14 protein-coding genes and 1 pseudogene are annotated in these 15803 nt (G+C 62.7%); 6 read left to right on the top strand and 9 right to left on the bottom strand.

The window, feature by feature from the left end; genetic code table 11:
- Position 1 precedes the first annotated feature (1 nt).
- The 3 genes from KUD11_RS08525 (at position 2) to ribD (ending at position 2143) form a co-directional block, all read left to right on the top strand.
- Positions 2 to 370, top strand: coding sequence for a hypothetical protein (locus tag KUD11_RS08525; RefSeq protein WP_146190841.1), 369 nt, complete (start codon positions 2 to 4; stop codon positions 368 to 370).
- A gap of 199 nt (positions 371 to 569) precedes the next feature.
- Positions 570 to 1049, top strand: a complete 480-nt coding sequence (gene nrdR / locus KUD11_RS08530; RefSeq protein ID WP_109385080.1) for a transcriptional regulator NrdR — start codon at positions 570 to 572, stop codon at positions 1047 to 1049.
- Positions 1046 to 2143, top strand: coding sequence for a bifunctional diaminohydroxyphosphoribosylaminopyrimidine deaminase/5-amino-6-(5-phosphoribosylamino)uracil reductase RibD (ribD, locus tag KUD11_RS08535; protein ID WP_109385079.1), 1098 nt, complete (start codon positions 1046 to 1048; stop codon positions 2141 to 2143). Before nrdR ends, ribD begins: the two co-directional genes overlap by 4 nt.
- A 45-nt stretch (positions 2144 to 2188) precedes the next feature.
- On the opposite strand, the pseudogene KUD11_RS08540 reads toward ribD, so the two are convergent.
- The 3 genes and pseudogenes from KUD11_RS08540 to KUD11_RS08550 all read right to left on the bottom strand — a co-directional run bounded on the left by KUD11_RS08540 (position 2189) and on the right by KUD11_RS08550 (position 6747).
- Positions 2189 to 4197, bottom strand: a pseudogene (locus tag KUD11_RS08540) (capsular polysaccharide biosynthesis protein).
- Positions 4197 to 5342, bottom strand: coding sequence for a polysaccharide biosynthesis/export family protein (locus KUD11_RS08545; RefSeq protein ID WP_109385078.1), 1146 nt, complete (start codon positions 5340 to 5342; stop codon positions 4197 to 4199). The pseudogene KUD11_RS08540 and the gene KUD11_RS08545 overlap by 1 nt, the downstream one beginning before the upstream one ends.
- A gap of 112 nt (positions 5343 to 5454) precedes the next feature.
- Positions 5455 to 6747, bottom strand: coding sequence for a capsule biosynthesis protein (locus KUD11_RS08550; RefSeq protein WP_109385077.1), 1293 nt, complete (start codon positions 6745 to 6747; stop codon positions 5455 to 5457).
- A 139-nt stretch (positions 6748 to 6886) separates the two neighbouring features.
- Between KUD11_RS08550 and KUD11_RS08555 the strand changes: the two genes are divergently transcribed.
- On the top strand, positions 6887 to 7474 hold the full coding sequence (locus KUD11_RS08555; protein WP_109385076.1) for a riboflavin synthase: 588 nt from the start codon (positions 6887 to 6889) through the stop codon (positions 7472 to 7474).
- Between the two features lie 53 nt (positions 7475 to 7527).
- On the opposite strand, the gene KUD11_RS08560 is transcribed toward KUD11_RS08555, so the two are convergent.
- The 5 genes from KUD11_RS08560 to KUD11_RS08580 form a co-directional block, all read right to left on the bottom strand.
- Positions 7528 to 8142, bottom strand: a complete 615-nt coding sequence (locus KUD11_RS08560) for a DUF3726 domain-containing protein (protein ID WP_109385075.1) — start codon at positions 8140 to 8142, stop codon at positions 7528 to 7530.
- Positions 8139 to 9833: a hypothetical protein gene (locus KUD11_RS08565; protein WP_109385074.1), complete on the bottom strand. Its 1695-nt coding sequence runs from the start codon at positions 9831 to 9833 to the stop codon at positions 8139 to 8141. The genes KUD11_RS08560 and KUD11_RS08565 overlap by 4 nt, the downstream gene beginning before the upstream one ends.
- Positions 9834 to 9847: 14 nt before the next feature.
- Positions 9848 to 10834 carry a membrane dipeptidase gene (locus KUD11_RS08570; protein ID WP_109385073.1) on the bottom strand — a complete coding sequence of 329 codons (987 nt, stop codon included), beginning with the start codon at positions 10832 to 10834 and terminating at the stop codon, positions 9848 to 9850.
- A complete protein-coding gene (locus KUD11_RS08575) occupies positions 10831 to 12282 on the bottom strand; it encodes an aldehyde dehydrogenase family protein (protein WP_109385072.1) in 1452 nt (483 codons plus the stop codon). The genes KUD11_RS08570 and KUD11_RS08575 overlap by 4 nt, the downstream gene beginning before the upstream one ends.
- A gap of 111 nt (positions 12283 to 12393) precedes the next feature.
- On the bottom strand, positions 12394 to 13272 hold the full coding sequence (locus tag KUD11_RS08580) for a LysR family transcriptional regulator (protein WP_109385071.1): 879 nt from the start codon (positions 13270 to 13272) through the stop codon (positions 12394 to 12396).
- Between the two features lie 177 nt (positions 13273 to 13449).
- Here KUD11_RS08580 and KUD11_RS08585 point away from each other — a divergent pair, with 177 nt between their 5' ends.
- Together KUD11_RS08585 and KUD11_RS08590 are read left to right on the top strand one after the other, a co-directional pair.
- Complete coding sequence (locus KUD11_RS08585; protein WP_109385070.1) at positions 13450 to 13761, top strand: ETC complex I subunit; 312 nt, start codon at positions 13450 to 13452, stop codon at positions 13759 to 13761.
- Between the two features lie 214 nt (positions 13762 to 13975).
- The gene (locus KUD11_RS08590) at positions 13976 to 15337 is read left to right on the top strand and encodes an MATE family efflux transporter (RefSeq protein WP_109388035.1); all 1362 of its coding nucleotides are present in this window, start codon (positions 13976 to 13978) and stop codon (positions 15335 to 15337) included.
- A gap of 51 nt (positions 15338 to 15388) precedes the next feature.
- On the opposite strand, the gene KUD11_RS08595 is transcribed toward KUD11_RS08590, so the two are convergent.
- Complete coding sequence (locus KUD11_RS08595) at positions 15389 to 15796, bottom strand: hypothetical protein (protein WP_109388033.1); 408 nt, start codon at positions 15794 to 15796, stop codon at positions 15389 to 15391.
- Between the last annotated feature and the right edge of the window lie 7 nt (positions 15797 to 15803).

Below are 15803 nucleotides of genomic sequence, written 5' to 3' on the forward strand. Positions count from 1 at the left end.
GATGGATGAGGTCGATCGACCGAGCAAACAGCCGCTGTCCGAAGTTACAAGTAGCAGGCAGCTGACTCACGATACAGAAACGGAAACACGGTTTGATAAAACAAGCGTCGTTTTGAGCGGACGTAGTCATAACTTCTCTGCTGAGTACGAATTGGGGTTTCGGGATCGACATGCCGGAAAACTGTCGAGCGAAAATCCTTATCAAGACAAACTTGCTAGAGCCCGCTGGCGGCGAGGGTGGAACGCACGGGATGTTTATTCCGATAGTGAGTATAAGTGGATTGAGCCAATAACAGACAGTAAAGCTGTTGTTTTGGCGGTTTTGGCCATCTTTCTTGTAGGCTCGTTTTTGTTTGGTTTTGTAAAATAGAGTAATTGTCGTTGAACATTAGCTGACGTTTTTCAGCGGCTCACGCTTGGCCTGATGGTGTTGTGACGCTCGCGATTAGGCCTATTTAGCGCTCTCACTTTCAGTCTACCCAAACCCTTGCGGCTCACCTATAGTGCCTGTGGATAACTGGGCGTCAGACCCAATCCTCAGAGGCTAGGACAGAGAAGGGGACAGGCCTATGCGCTGCCCGTTTTGCGGAAGTATTGAAACACAGGTTAAAGATTCACGCCCTGCGGAGGAGCATGTCTCGATCCGCAGGCGGCGGTTTTGCCCGGCATGTGGCGGGCGATTCACCACCTATGAGCGCGTGCAGCTGCGGGATTTGGTCGTGGTGAAATCCAACGGACGCCGCGAGGACTTTGACCGCGACAAGTTGGAACGCTCAATTCGGATCGCCTTGCAAAAACGCCCGGTCGAGCCGGAACGCGTGGAGCAGATGATCTCAGGCATTGTGCGGCGATTGGAGAGCATGGGCGAGACGGATATCCCGTCGAAGACCGTGGGCGAGATCGTGATGGAAAGCCTCGCGCGGATCGACACCGTTGCATATGTGCGGTTTGCGAGTGTTTACAAGAACTTCCAGGCCGCAGATGATTTCGACAAATTTGTGAGCGAGCTGCGCCCGGACGGGGCGGCTGCCGACAAACCAGAGACGTGAGCGCGGACGCCCGCTTCATGCGGCTGGCCCTTGGGCTGGGCCGCAGGGGGCTGGGCGGCGTGTGGCCGAACCCGGCAGTGGGCTGTGTCATCGTGCAATCGGGACGCATTGTCGGCCGCGGCTGGACCCAACCCGGCGGGCGGCCTCATGCAGAGCCGGTGGCGCTGGCGCAGGCCGGGGAGGCCGCGCGCGGGGCCACAGCCTATGTCACCTTGGAGCCATGTGCCCATCACGGGCAGACCCCGCCTTGCGCAGATGCGCTGATTGCGGCGGGTGTAGTGCGTGTGGTCGTCGCGGCGGGCGATCCGGACCCGAGGGTTTCGGGGCGCGGTATCGAGATGCTGCGCGCCGCAGGGATTGTGGTGGAGACGGGGCTTTGTGCCGATGAGGCGCGGGCGGATCTGGGCGGATTTCTCAGCCGGGTGACGGCGGGACGGCCCGAGATCACGTTGAAATTAGCCACATCTTTTGACGGCCGGATCGCCACGGCATCAGGCCATTCGCAATGGATCACCGGACCCGAGGCGCGCAGGGCGGTACATGCGATGCGTGCACGCCATGACGCGGTGATGGTGGGCGCGGGCACCGTGCGTGCGGATGATCCCGCCCTCACGGTGCGCGACATGGGGGTGGCGCGTCAGCCTGTGCGGGTGGCGGTATCGCGGCGGTTGGACCTGCCGCTCATGTCGCAGCTTGCGCGGACGGCGCGGGAGGTGCCGGTATGGGCCGCGCATGGCGCGGACGCTGATCCCGCGTTGATTGAGGCGTGGGAAGGGCTTGGGGCGCGGCTCTTGCCTTGCGCCGTGGCCGGGGGACAACTGGATATGGGATCGGTTTTGCAGGCGCTTGGCGTGGCTGGGCTGACGCGGGTGTTTTGCGAAGGGGGCGGCGCCCTTGCCGCATCGCTTTTGTCGGCTGATCTGGTGGACCGCCTTGTGGGGTTCACGGCGGGTCTGAGCATCGGGGCCGAAGGCTTGCCCGGAATTGGCGCGCTGGGGATTGCGCAACTGGATGAGGCGCCACGGTTCGAGCTTCAGGAGGTGCGTCCGGTGGGGCGTGATGCGCTTCATATCTGGCGGCGCGCGCGGGGCTGACCTTCGCGCTATTTTGAGTATTTTGCTAAGAAGAAGGGCTATGCGTCAGCGCCAGAGATGGGCGCAGGACGCGAAGAGGCCTTGGAATTTTGACAGGGCGCGGTTGGCGGGGCCTGCACGCGGGGCGGTGCCGCTTGCGAGGCGTGCGATAGCGACTTCTGGCGGGCAGGGGCGTTTGGTTACAGGGTCGAAGTAGCGGGGGTAATCTATCAGCGCGGCGTGGGCGAGACCCGCGAGGCTGGGTCTGGCAGAGCGGCGGGCGGGCGTGCGCCCGAGATCAGTCGTGAGGCCCCATCCGGCGTAGAACGGCGCGCCCGTGGTGGTGACGGGCAGGCCGCGCAGGAGCGCCTCGAAGCCCAGCAGAGACGTCATCGTCCAGACCTCATGGATATGTGGGAAGAGTGCTGCGGTGTCTGTTTGGGTCAGCACGGCATCGGCGAGGGTCATCGCCTCCGTCTCTGGGATGGCGCCGGGGCGCAGGCCCGCCTCCACGTCGGGGTGGGGTTTGTAGAGCAGGATGGCGTCCGGGTTGGCGGCACGGGCGGCGCAGAGGAGGGCGAGGTTGGTGTTGATCTCGCCTGCGCCCGTGCGGATGGACGCGTCATCCTCGACCTGTCCCGGGACGAGGATGCGGTGCCCGTCGGGGAGGCCCGGGATCGTGCCGCCGAGATTGTATTTGGTGACGCCTGCGCGGATGAGGGCGGCGATGAGTGCCTCGGCCCTGTTGGCTTGGTCGGGGCGCAGGGTAGCGCGGCGGGTGATCCATGCCTCGAGATCACTGGGTTTGGTGGGATCATAATATATCCCTGTGCGGTCCGTGACGAGCGAGAGGGGCGGGACGAGCTCTGCCCCGAGGCCGCGCGAGCGCAGAAAACCATCCTCAACGCGGGTGGCCTCTGGATGCGCATCTGCGCGGGTGGCCCAGACCATTTCGGGGCGGGATGTATCCTTGGAAGGGGCGAAGCGGAGCTGCTTGCAGGTGCCGAAGAATTGGTTGAGCGGGCGGCGTTTCCACAGGCGCATGCCGTGGGCTGTCCACCCATTGTGGTCCTCGCGCCAGGCGCGGACCTCGGCCTCAAGGGTGTTGATGGCGTCTTCAATCTCGCATAGGCGGTCTTGGTAGGGGTCATACCATGTGGGGTAGAGGATCATGGCTGCGGCAAAAAGCTGTGCGCGAGTCAGGGGGCGGCCCCGGCGCGGGAGGGCGAGGGGTGGCGGTCTTCAGTGAGGGACCATCCGGCGTAGAAGGGCTGGCCGAAGATTTGGGGTTTATGGCCCGCAAAAATGGCCTCGAACCCGAGTTGGGAGGACACGGTGTAAACGGCGCGTGCGCCTGCGAGAAGGTGCCATGGGCTGATAGGAGCATCGCAGAGCGTGATGCGATCATTGACATCCTTGGGCCCGAAATAGCCCGCCCGGTGGCCAGCCGTGGTTTCTGGGTGGGTTTTGATCACGATGGGCGCGCCGGGGTGATCCTCTTGGGCGCAGTAGAGCATTTCGCGGAACGTGTTGGCGTCGGCCCCGCCAAGGCGTACGGACGCGTCGCCATAGGTCTGGTCGATGACGAGAACGTAGCCCGGCGCGGGCGCTGGGGTCGCTGGATCATAGGTGTTGTATTTGCTCAGATGCCCCTCGCTGAGGCGGGCGATAGCACCGCGCGCGCGGTTCAAGAGGGCTGTGTCGTCAAGCGGGTGGGTTTTGAGGACAGTCTCAAGCTCGGACAGTTGGCTGGCATCAAAAGGCATGACCGCGCCCATGATGAGGCCCAAGGGAGGGGCCCCGTCGCGGCCCGGATGGACGGAGCGGAGCATCGCATCCTCAACCCGCAGGAGGGTGGCACCGGTGCGCTGGGCCACGGCCTCACCGCGCGCGGCATAGGGGCTGTGGCCCCAGACTGCGATCAGATCATCCGCGCCGGGGCGGCCCAGTTGCAGCCTGTATCCGGCCAGTTCCATGATCCGGCGGATGCGCTGTTGACGCAAAAATCCTGCGTTGAAATAAAAAGCCCGCCGGGGCCCTTCGGCTCCGGCGGGTTTTTCAAAAATGTCCGGCATTAGCCGCCGAGGGCCGTCGTTGCGCCATCGACCGTGCCGACCACGCCCAGTGAGCCGGTGATGGCCGAGATAACCTTGGACCATTGGGCGAACGGCGCCTCGGTCACATAGAGCGTGTCCTGATCGCGCACCGAGAAATCACGCGCCATGAACATGCCGTTGGGACGGGTAAGGTCGAGCACATAAACCATGCGCTGATCCCCGATCAGATCGTTGCGGCCAAGGACCTGATTGGCAATCTCCGCAGGCTCGTTGCGCAGAATGAAGACGCCTGTGGGATCGGCGGCTGCGGTTTGCAAACCGCCCACGGTGGCAATTGCCTCAATCGCGCTCAGCGTCTGGCTGTCAAACGTCACGCGGCTTTGCGCGCCCGTCGCCCCGAGGGCGGTGAAGGAGCGGCTGTCCTCCTCGACCAAAATCCGGTCACCGCCGCGCAGGGCGATATCGAACTCGGGATGTTTATAGAGGTCTTGGAACCAAACCTTGCTCCGCTGATCGCCGCGCAGGACGGTGATTTGTGCCACCTCAGCCGGGATCACGATACCGCCCGCGTTGGACAGCATGGTCGATAGAGTCCGGGTCGGACGCTCGATCGGGTAGACGCCTTGCGCGCCCACGGACCCCACCAGCGACACGGTGGAGCCGTCGCCCGCAAGGCGACGGACTTGCACTTGCGGGTCGGGTGTTTGCTCATCAAGCTTTGAGGTGATGATGCGGCGGATGCCCTCGGGCGTGTTGCCCGCAGCGCGGATGCGGCCCGCATAAGGCACGAAGATGAACCCGCTGCCATCGACCTGAACCTCTTCGAGAATGGTCTGGTTCGTGCCTTCCCCGGCCAAAAGCCCGTCATCGACGTTCTCCCAGATCGTGAGGCCCAGGGTGTCGCCCGGCCGGATCGTGTCGGATCCAAGCTGGCCTGCGTTTTTGAACGCCTCGGTGAAGCCAAGCGCGGGCTGCACGGCGGTGGCGCGGGTCACGCGGTCATTGACCGATACGACAAACGCATCGCCCGAGCGCTGCACCGAACCCGAATAAATCTCTTTTTTGGTCGGGCCCAGACGGGGGAGAACCCCGCAAGACGCCACCAAGGTGACAATCGTCAACAGGGCGACGGACCGCGCCCACCGGCTTGTTTGGGTTTTCACTGCACGGTCTCCTCGACCTATATGTTCTGCCTCGGGTCGTCTTTTTTATGATCGTATTTTTTATAACGTAGCTGAATTTGAAGGGAAAATAAAGCGCTACAGGTGGTGTTTGCTACGTGACCAACCGCAACTGTTGCCTCGGAGCCGCGGTACCCGTGCGCAGCGCATCATAAGGATCATCGGGGCTGAGCATCATGTCGACGGCCTGTCGCAGGAGCTGGCGACGGCCACGAGCGGAGTAAAAGCCGCCTGCGATTTGGCTGGTTTCCAGAAGATAGCGGCGATAATCGCGGTAGGCTTTGCGGTCAGGGCGCTCGGCACCGGCGAAGAAATCCTTCAGCGGTTTGGTCGAGACAAACTCGGGCTTGGCATAGACCGCCTCGCCGAATGTCTTGAGGGGGATACCACGCCACAACACCTGCTGCGCTGCGGTGGAATTGACGGTCACCGCGCTGCGCGCCTCGTCGAGAAGCTGCGCGAGCTTGCCGCCGCGCACGTAATGCACGCGCTTGGCGACGCCATATGCCCGCGCCAGCCGTTTAAGCTCACGTCGCACAGGCACGCGGCCATCTTCTAGCGGGTGCGCCTTCACCACGAGGTGGTGATGCTGCGGCGCGCCCTTGGCGAACCCGTCAATCACGGTTTCCAGAAATTCGGTCATGCTGGCGAAGGGGGAGTGCATTTGAAACGAGCTGTCATGCTCCAGTTGCAAAAGCGCCAAGTGATACGGAAAGCCCCCGTGCCGGATGCGCCATGTGGCGATGCGCCGATCCACGGCCTGTGCGGGCATCAGAACAAGGCGCTGAAGGTAAAGCGCAAATTCCTTGCGCACGGTGATCGAGCGGTGCGGCTTGAATCCGCGATAGCCGCGGTTCATCAGCAGAACAAACCCATGGTAGAGCGCGCCATAGAAGATATGCTGGCGCATATCGCCCCAGCTGGCAGGGGGCAGGGCCGTATCCATATCCGAGTTTTCAAGATCGCGGCGCATTGTCTGCACTTCCAGATCCATCAGGCGTGAGTGCCCATTGGCCCCGCCCCGCTCATAGGTGACCCAATAGGGCCGCATATAGCCCTCCTCAAACACATGCACACGCAAGCCGCGCGCGCGGGCGGCCTCAACCGCAGCGGTATGGATCGGGCGGGTATCGCCATATAGCACGATGTCGGTGGCGGATTTGTCGGTGAGGATTTTCTCCAGCGCGGCGGGCCATGCGTCAGGCGCATCCCGGTAGGCGATGAAATTATGCCGTCCGGGCCAGAACATCCTGTCGCCCATGTTGAAGCCCACGCGCCACACATCCACCCCTGCGCGCGACAACATCCTGCCAAGCCGGTGGAAGAACGGCCCGTGCGGGCCTTGCAGGAACACGAACACCCGCTTTGATGGTTCAGGGCTTTTCATCTACTCAAGGATACTCTCAAATACTTGCGGATATGTAACCAAAGATTTTGGCGAAAATAAGACACAAAAGGCGCGCACCCTTGTCTTGCTGGTCTCTGGCGGCTACCTCAACGGGGCAAACTCAAAGGGGTGCACCTTAATGTTCACAGGCATCATCACGGATCAGGGCAAGCTCTTGAAGCTGACGCAACAGGGCGATCTTCTGGCCCGTATCGCCTGTACCTATGATACGTCCACGATTGATCTGGGCGCGTCGATTGCCTGTGATGGGGTGTGCCTGACGGCGGTGGGGCTTGGCGAGGGGTGGTTCGAAGTGCAAATCAGCGCCGAGACGGTCTCCAAGAGCAACCTTGATACATGGGCCGAGGGCCGCACTGTGAACCTTGAGCGCGCGTTGAAAGTCGGGGACGAGCTTGGCGGGCACATTGTCTCGGGCCATGTGGACGGTGTGGCCGAAGTGGTGGGCATGGCTGATGAGGGCGACAGCACCCGCGTCACCTTGCGCGCGCCGGACGCGCTGGCCCGGTTCATAGCACCCAAAGGCTCCGTCGCGCTCAACGGCACCTCGCTTACGGTGAATGAGGTGAACGGGGCCGAGTTCGGCATAAACTTTATCCCCCACACCAAGGAGGTCACCACATGGGGCCGCACTGCGCTGGGGGATCGGGTGAACCTTGAGATCGACACACTGGCCCGCTATGTGGCGCGGCTTGCGGAGTATAAGTGACTGCTTTTTCTTGGTCTTAAATACCCCAAAAGCATCCAAAGCCAACTGCGCGGTCAGTCGTTATCTGACAGACCCGCGCCTGCTCCGCTCACTCTGCTTGCCTCTGTCTCGGGCGCGTAGGTGAGTTGGGCAAACCGCTCCAGCACGGCAACCGCCTCGGCGTGGGGCGAATAGCGCAGGGCGCACTCCATCATCGGCTGTTCCGGCGCTGTTGCGACCTCGATCAGCACATCCGCCTGTCCGCAGAGCGCGGTGGCCGCCCCCCGGAGCGCGTCACCGCAGGCAAATGTTGCGCCGGGCCAGTGGATCACCAGCGGCGCTTCCGCCGCCTGCACCACGAAGGGCAAAAGCAACAAGGGCTGTATCACGCCTTCGATCCGGGTCTCGCCGCTACATCCCAGATCGCTCAGGGCTGCGCCCGCTCTGATGGGGCAGAGCGCGCCACCCGGTGCGCGCCACGCGTCCGCGCAGATCACGGGTGCGAATTCGGCAAGATCTTGGTCGTGCAAACGCTCCAGCAGGTCCGCGAGCGCCTCTGGGCCCGGCAGGTCTGCTGCGGCAAGCCATGTCGCAGATTTACCGGCCTCCTCGGCCATGCCCCAGCTCATGCCTGCGCCGCGTGCGGCCTTGCGGCTCAGGCTCTCGATCTCCGAGAGGGACCAACTCATGCGTGGCCGAGCGGGGGATAGGTCCAGTCATCCGCAGCACCACCTGCGGCGATCTCGGACGGGAAGGGGGCGTGTTGGAACATGGTGATCCGCACCCAGCGATCCGAGCGCGGGTCAAAATGGCAGGCTCCAAAGAAGCTGAGCTTGGCGCGCAGCATATCAATAGGCAGCATATCCTCGCCGATCGTGTTGTCGCGGATCTCGGCATAGGGCAATTTCGCGGCGATCTGTGCGCGGCGCACAATGTGGCGATGCTCAGGGTGGGCCATGAGGAACGCGGCCACAGTGCCATCTGCGCCCTCCAGATCGGCGCGCATCAGGGCGGCGTCGCGACCGGGACAGAGTGGTTGCTCATATGGGGCCAATGGCTCGTCCCAGCGCGGCCCGAGGCGTGGCTCCAGCTTTGCCTCCGAGACATACCAGACGCGGGCCTGCGTTGCGGGGTCGCTCCAGTCGGTCTTGAGCGCCCAGTCGTAGATATCGTCCACCACCGCGCGTAGCGTGTCGCAGGTCATTGCGCCGTCGATGCGCCAGTGATCCGCCTCCTCACAGGCCATCCCGGCGCTCAGATCATCCACCAGCGCGCCATGCGGCTCCAGCATCAGCGCGGCGAGCGCCTCTTGCCCCTCAAGGCTGAGCGCGCCTTCAGCCCAGAGCCAAAGAGCGTTCCACGGTGCCGCCCCGGTGAGCGGCAGCGCCGTGAGGCGCGTCTCAAGCGCGCCAAGATCCGCACGTAGATCAGCGAGCTTGGCGATTTGCGCCGGGTGCTCCGAGCGCCAGTCTTCGGCGTGGATTTGCGCGCGTTTGATGAGAGTGGCGAATGCCGCCGTATCTTCGGGTGTGGCAGAGGGCAGCGCGCGGACACGGGCCAGCGCGGTCTCGCGCGCGGCGATCCAATTGTTCAGAAGTGCTGGGTGGTTGAGCAGGTAGGGCGCCATGCCGAGCCCGGTCGAATTTCCGATGCCGAACCGGCGGCGCAGGGCGGGCTCCAGCGGCACGGCGGTTTCGGGCGCGCGCAGGCGCGCCATATGTTCCACAAGGTCCATAACGAAGGCGCGGATCAGAAAGACATTGAGCATTTCTATCTGGAACGGGGCCTGAAATTCCGGGCGCGCGCAGGTGGCTGCGCGGTCCGCCGCGCCGAACTTGCCCGAGCCGTAGACGGCTGTGGTGCGCATCAGATAACCCACATCGGTGATCATGGCAGCATCCGGCTGTGCGCCGCCGGCCAAGGCGCTCACAACATGCTCCCACAGGCGCACGGAGCGGTTGGCACGGCTGAGCGACAGCTCTGCCGCAGTGATGCGGCCCGCCTCTTGCAGCGGTACGTTGGCACGCAGGCGGGTGATATCGGCCTCTGTCGGGATGCCGTCAAAGAGGGCGAATGTGGCGTCCCAAGCGGTGGCAATCACCCGGTCAGAGCGTTGATCCGCAGGCAGATCATGCGCAAAAGCGACGAGCGAATAGCTCCGATCAGGCCCGTGGGCCGTGTAGACCGCCGTGCCTTCGCCACGCGCATTGATGTCAAACAGAGGCGTGGTGAAGCGCCACCGCTCGGCGCTGAGACGACGCAAGAGGATGCGCATGAACGACAGCCGCGATTGATGAAAGCTGCCCATGCGAGCAAGGCGCATAACCTGTGCGGCGGGGCGCAGAGCGACTTGGTCAGGCGTGATATCGCGGTGTTCCATGGGGCATTATACCGTCAAAGAGGGGGGCTTGGTGCAAAATTATTATCGAAAAATCGCATCCAATTGCCGCCCATGAGCCCGGCCACCTCTTCGGCGTTAAAGCCGATCTCACGCAGGCCGGTCTCAAGGTTCGGGAAATCGCGATTGTCGCGGAACCATGCGGGCTGTGCTGGAAAGCCGGGGGCTGTGGCGGAGCCTTCGCCAAAGTCGATCTCTTTGGTCCAGCGGCCCGTGCGCATCCATTCGACGATGCTGTCGGGTTGGTCCTGACAGAGGTCTGAGCCAATGCCGAAATGCTCTGCGCCAAAACGCTCGGCGGCCATCGCGACCATTTCGCAGAAGTCTCGCAGGGTGCAGTCGGTCTTGCCCTTGAGGTGGTGAGGATAGAGCGAGAAGCCCATCATGCCGCCGTTTTGTGTGACCGCGCGGACCACATCGTCGCGCTTGTTGCGCAGGGCGGGCTGCCATGCGTGCAGATTGGCGTGGGTGATCGTGATAGGGCGCTGCGAGAGGTCCGCGGCCTCAATCGTGGAGCGGTCGGCGGAGTGAGACATATCAACAACGAGGCCCACGCGGTTCATCTCCTTGATGACGGCGCGGCCCATGCGGGTGATGCCGGGGTCCTCGGCCTCGTAGCAGCCGGTGGCGAGCAGGGACTGATTGTTGTAGCTCAGCTGCATGAAGCGCGCGCCGAGATCGTGCAGGATTTCGACAAGGCCGATATCATCCTCGATGGGGCTGGGGTTCTGGAAACCAAAGAAGATGGCCGTGCGGCCGCTCTCGTGCGCTGCGCGCACATCGCCCGCCCACCGACCCTTCATGATCAGGTCCGGATATTGCTCAAACCAGCGGTTCCATTGCTCCATGTTGAGCACGGTTTCGCGGAACGTCTCGTGATAGGCGATGGTGACGTGGACCGCATCGAGCCCGCCTACGCGCAGCTCGCGGAAGATTTTTTCGGACCAGTTGGCGTATTGCAACCCGTCGATACGAAAGCTCATTCGGGGGTGCCTGCGGAGATGTAGGCGGTTTTGACGATGGTGTAGAAATCGCGCGCGGTCTGGCCCTGCTCACGGGGGCCGTAGGAGCTGTCGCCGCGCCCGCCGAAGGGGACGTGATAGTCGGTCCCGGCGGTGGGCAGGTTCACTGTGACGACGCCGGTGCGCGCATTGCGGCGGAAATGAGTGGCGCGGGCGAGGTTTTTGGTGACAATCCCGGAGGTCAGGCCGAAATTGGTGTCATTGACGGTGTGGAGGGCCTCATCATAGCTGCCCACCTTGATGATGGCGGCGAGGGGGGCGAACATTTCTTCGCGGTTGATGGTCATGTCGTTGGTCGTGTTTAGGAATATCCCCGGCGTCATGTAATAGCCCTTTGTCTCACGCTCCACACGCGCGCCGCCACAGGCCAGTTCAGCGCCCTCAGACTGGCCGCGCTCCACGTAGGACAGGTTTTCGCTGAGTTGGGCTTCGCTCACAACGGGGCCGATCTGAGTGCCCTCTGCGAGGGCGTGGCCGACGATCATGGCCTCGGCGCCTTGGATCATACGCTCGGCAAAGGCGTCGTGGATTTTATCGTGCACGATGAGGCGTGAGGAGGCTGTGCATTTCTGCCCCGTGCCACCAAACGCGCCGCCCAAAGCCACGGTGACGGCGAGGTCCAGATCGGCGTCCTCCATCACGACAAGCGCGTTTTTGGACCCCATTTCCATCTGGATGCGGGTGAAGTTCTGCACCGCCGCTGACGCAATGCCGCGTCCTACGGGAACCGAGCCGGTGAAGGAGATCGCGTCCACCTCCGCGCTTTCCACAAGGCGTTGGCCCACATCGCGGCCTGCGCCCATCACGAGGTTGAAGAGGCCCTTGGGGATATCCTGACGCGCGATGATCTCTGTGAGTGCCACGGCGGACGCGGGTGTGAGGTTGGCGGGTTTCCACAGCACGGCATTGCCATAGGCCAGTGCGGGCGCGATTTTCCAGCTGGCGGTTGCGGTGGGGAAATTCCACGGGCTGATCACGGCGACGACGCCCACAGGCTCGCGCCGCACGTCGATTTCCACGTCGGCGCGGACGCTATCGGCGGTCTCGCCCAGTTGGCGCAGGGTTTCGGCGGCATAATAAGTGAAGAACTGCCCGGCGCGGTAGACCTCGCCGCGGCCCTCGGCCAGGGGTTTGCCCTCTTCGCGGCTCAAAAGTGTGCCCAGCTCTTCGGCGCGGGCCATCATTTCGGTACCGATGGCCATGAGCACGGCTTGCTTACGCTCCAACCCGTAGGCGGCCCATTCGGCCTGCGCCTGACGCGCGGCTGCGAGGGCTGTGTCGAGTTGGTCGTTGCCGGCTTGGGCGTAATGGCCGATCAGATCGCTGAGATCGGAGGGGTTGCGGTTCTCGATCTCGGCGGGGCCTGAGACCCACTCACCTGCGATGTAATTCTGATGGGGGCTCGACATGGCGGTGCTCCTGACCGGGGTGATTGAGGTCTGGTTGTGCTATGGTCAGCGCTTCAGGGCAATCTCATTTTGATGAAGTTAAATTCAGAAATGTTGAAGTAGGGGGGTGTCCTAGCTGGAGACGTTAATCTCTGCCGCGCGGATCGCCTCGACCAAGGCTTGTGCCGCGGGCGATAGGGCAGAGGGCGGTTGGCTGAGCATCCAGACCTCACGGCGCGTTTCCGTATCGCTGAGCGGCAAGAACTCAAGGTCCAGAAAATCAGGCAGCACCGCCAGTTGCGGCAGAAGGGTAATACCGGCCCCTGCGCGCACCATGGACAGAATCGAGGCAGTATTGCGCACAAAAAGGCTTGAGGCCGCCAGAATGGGCTGAAACTCTGGATCGGGAATATCGGCGCAAAGACCGTTGGAGATGAAGGGCACCCCGGCCAGATCGGCCCATGTGAGCTTGGCCCAATTGCGCGACAGCGGATGATCAATTGGACAGACCGCGCCGTAGGGATCGCAGAAGAGCAAGTGCCGCTCGAACCCCGGCAGGTGAGGCAGGGTGGCGATGCCGATATCAGCACGCTCCTCGGTCAGGTCGCGTTGCACGGTGGCGCTGTCGGTATCGCTCATCTCTATGCGGACGCCGGGGCGGGCGGCGCGGTAGGCCTGAAGAATATGTGGCATGATTGTCTGCGCAACAGAGGGTGTGCAAGCAATCCGCACAGTGCCACCTTCGGCGCGCGCAAACCCTTCGATGGCGCGGGTCGTGCGATCAAAATGGGCCAGCTCGCGCAAGGATTCCGTGCGTATCATGGCCCCGAGGGGCGTCAGCCGCGATTTGCGTGCGCTCTCAAAAAGCGGTGCGCCGACATGGTCCTCAAACTGGCTGAGCATCATGGAGATGGCCGAAGGCGTGCGCCCCAGCGCCTTGGCAGCGCCGGTCAGGCTGCCATGTTCCGCGACCGAGGCGAAACAACGAAGCATTTCGATCTTGATTGCCACTTGTAGTGCCCCTCTCAATTGCAACCTTAGATATAATGATGGCGCAAATAAACCCCTTTGCCACGAGCCCTAACGCAGCGACGTCCACAAACTGCTAATCCGCTCATGCCGCGTGCGATTGACAGGGCGGGGGTGGGGGCATATTTCAGGCGTACTGCGTCATCCCGGAGGTCGCCCATGCCAGCTCGTATCTACCGTCCCGCCCGCACAGCCATGTCTTCGGGCAATGCGCGCACCCATAAATGGGTTCTGGAGCACGCGCCGCAGGAGCGACGCGAGGTTGATCCGCTGATGGGCTGGACCTCTTCGGCTGATACCCAAGCGCAGGTTCGTCTGAGCTTTTCCACCAAAGAGGCAGCGTTGGAATATGCCGAGGAACATGGGATCGACGTGATCGTGCAAGAGCCCAAGACCCGCAAGGCCAACATCCGCCCAGGTGGATACGGCGATAATTTTGCCACCAACCGGCGGCAGGTCTGGACCCACTAAAGCGGCTTCAGAGCGTTTCGCCGGTGGTATCTGATGTCTCAGGTTCACGACAAAACGCGTTTGGCTTCGCCCAATCTTTGAACACACGGACACAGAGCGGGCTTGCCACGTAGCTTCAGGCTGTGGCTGACTCTCTTATATGCGCCCGCTTGTGCCACGGGCCACGAGGCTTGCGCGCTCTTGCAAGGGCGCGCGCGCGGGCTTAGGCAAGGGAATGACACGCCTTCATGCCTTTCGCCGCGACGCGCGCCTCTTGCTCGTGCTGGGCCTGCCTTTGGTGGGCAGTCATCTCGCGCAATTGGCTATTCATGTCACCGACACGATCATGCTGGGCTGGTATAGTATCGAGGCATTGGCCGCTGAGGTGTTGGCGAGCACCGTGTTCTACATGCTCTTCATCATGGGCTCGGGCTTTGCATGGGCCGTAATGCCGATGGTGGCCTCCGCCGTGGCGGGCGGCCATGACAGCCGGGTGCGGCGGGTCACGCGCATGGGGTGCTGGGCCTCGGTGGCCTTTGGCTTTGCGGTGCAGCCGATTTTCTATTGGTCTGCCGAGATATTCTTGATGCTGGGGCAGGGGCCTGAGACAGCCGCCCTCGCGGGGGAGTATCTCAGGATCGTGGGGTGGGCCATTGTGCCGGCACTTCTGGTGATGGTGCTGAAAAGCTATCTCGCGGCGCTGGAGCGGACGCAGGTGGTGCTTTGGGTCACGGTTGCGGCTGTGGTGCTGAATATCGGGGTGAATTACCTGCTGATCTTCGGCAATGGCGGGTTTGAGGAGATGGGCATTCGCGGTGCGGCGATCGCGTCGCTTGTCACGACGACGGCCTCGCTCATCGCGCTGGTGATCTATGTTGCTTGGGTCACGCCCGAGCATACGCTTTTTGCACGGGTCTGGCGTCTGGACGCAGAGGCGTTGCGTGATGTGTTTCGGCTTGGCTGGCCCATTGGGGTGACGAACCTTGCTGAGACGGGGCTTTTTGCGGCGTCATCCATCATGATGGGTTGGTTGGGCACATTGCCCTTGGCGGCCCATGGGATCGCACTGCAAATCACCTCCGTTACTTTCATGATCCATATGGGTCTCAGCAATGCGGCCACGGTGCGCGCGGGGCAGGCCTACGGTCGCCATGACAAAACGGAACTGCGGCGCGGCGCGGTGGTGGCGACGATGCTGTCACTGGGTTTTGCATCTCTGACCGTGCTCATCTTCCTGCTGTTGCCCGAGCCGCTGATTGGCCTCTTCATGAGCCCGCATGAGCCTGATCGCGCAGCCGTCCTTGGGATTGGGGTAGCGCTTCTGGCCGCGGCTGGTCTCTTTCAGTTGCTGGATGCGGGGCAGGTCATGGCGCTTGGCTTTCTGCGCGGGGTGCAGGATACGCGCGTGCCTATGGTCATTGCCGGGATTAGCTATTGGGCCGTGGGCGTGACGGCGAGCTATCTGCTGGGCTTTACCTTTGGAATGGGTGGGGTCGGGATTTGGCTCGGGCTTGCCATCGGGTTGGCCTGTGCGGCGGCGCTCTTGGGCCTGCGCTTCTGGCGCTGGACGGATCGCTGGCAAACGGCGCAAGGCTGATGGGGCAAAGTCCAAACGCTTGAGGCGCGCACGTCTTACCGGGGCAACCAGCTAGTCTTTGTTCTCTAAAAGACGGTCTGCCTTTTTGCGCACCAGTACGGTGCGCAGATCATGCATAGCCAGCAAAAGCGCATCTGTGATCGCCTCAAGCTGCGCGTCGCTTGCGCGGCTCTGGGCCCAGTGCGCCGTGGTGTTGAGGTAATCGACCGCCCGGTGGATATCGTCGATATCACGGTATTCCAAGAGCGCCAGCCGGTCGGCCATCCATCCTTGGATGACCTCGATATCCTCGGCGCTCAGCTCGCGGTCCCCATGCGGCTTGATCTCACCCTTGCGGATGTTGATCACGGCGATCTGGTCCATGTCGATGCGGCGTTGGCGGTTCTCGGTATCGACGCGAAAGACAAAGGCGCCGTTCTCGCGCACCCGGAAATAATAGTCGGGAAGCTCCCCGCTCACCGCGTCC

This window comes from Roseovarius carneus, assembly GCF_020141465.1.
In the GTDB taxonomy this organism is placed as follows: Bacteria; Pseudomonadota; Alphaproteobacteria; order Rhodobacterales; family Rhodobacteraceae; genus Roseovarius; species Roseovarius carneus.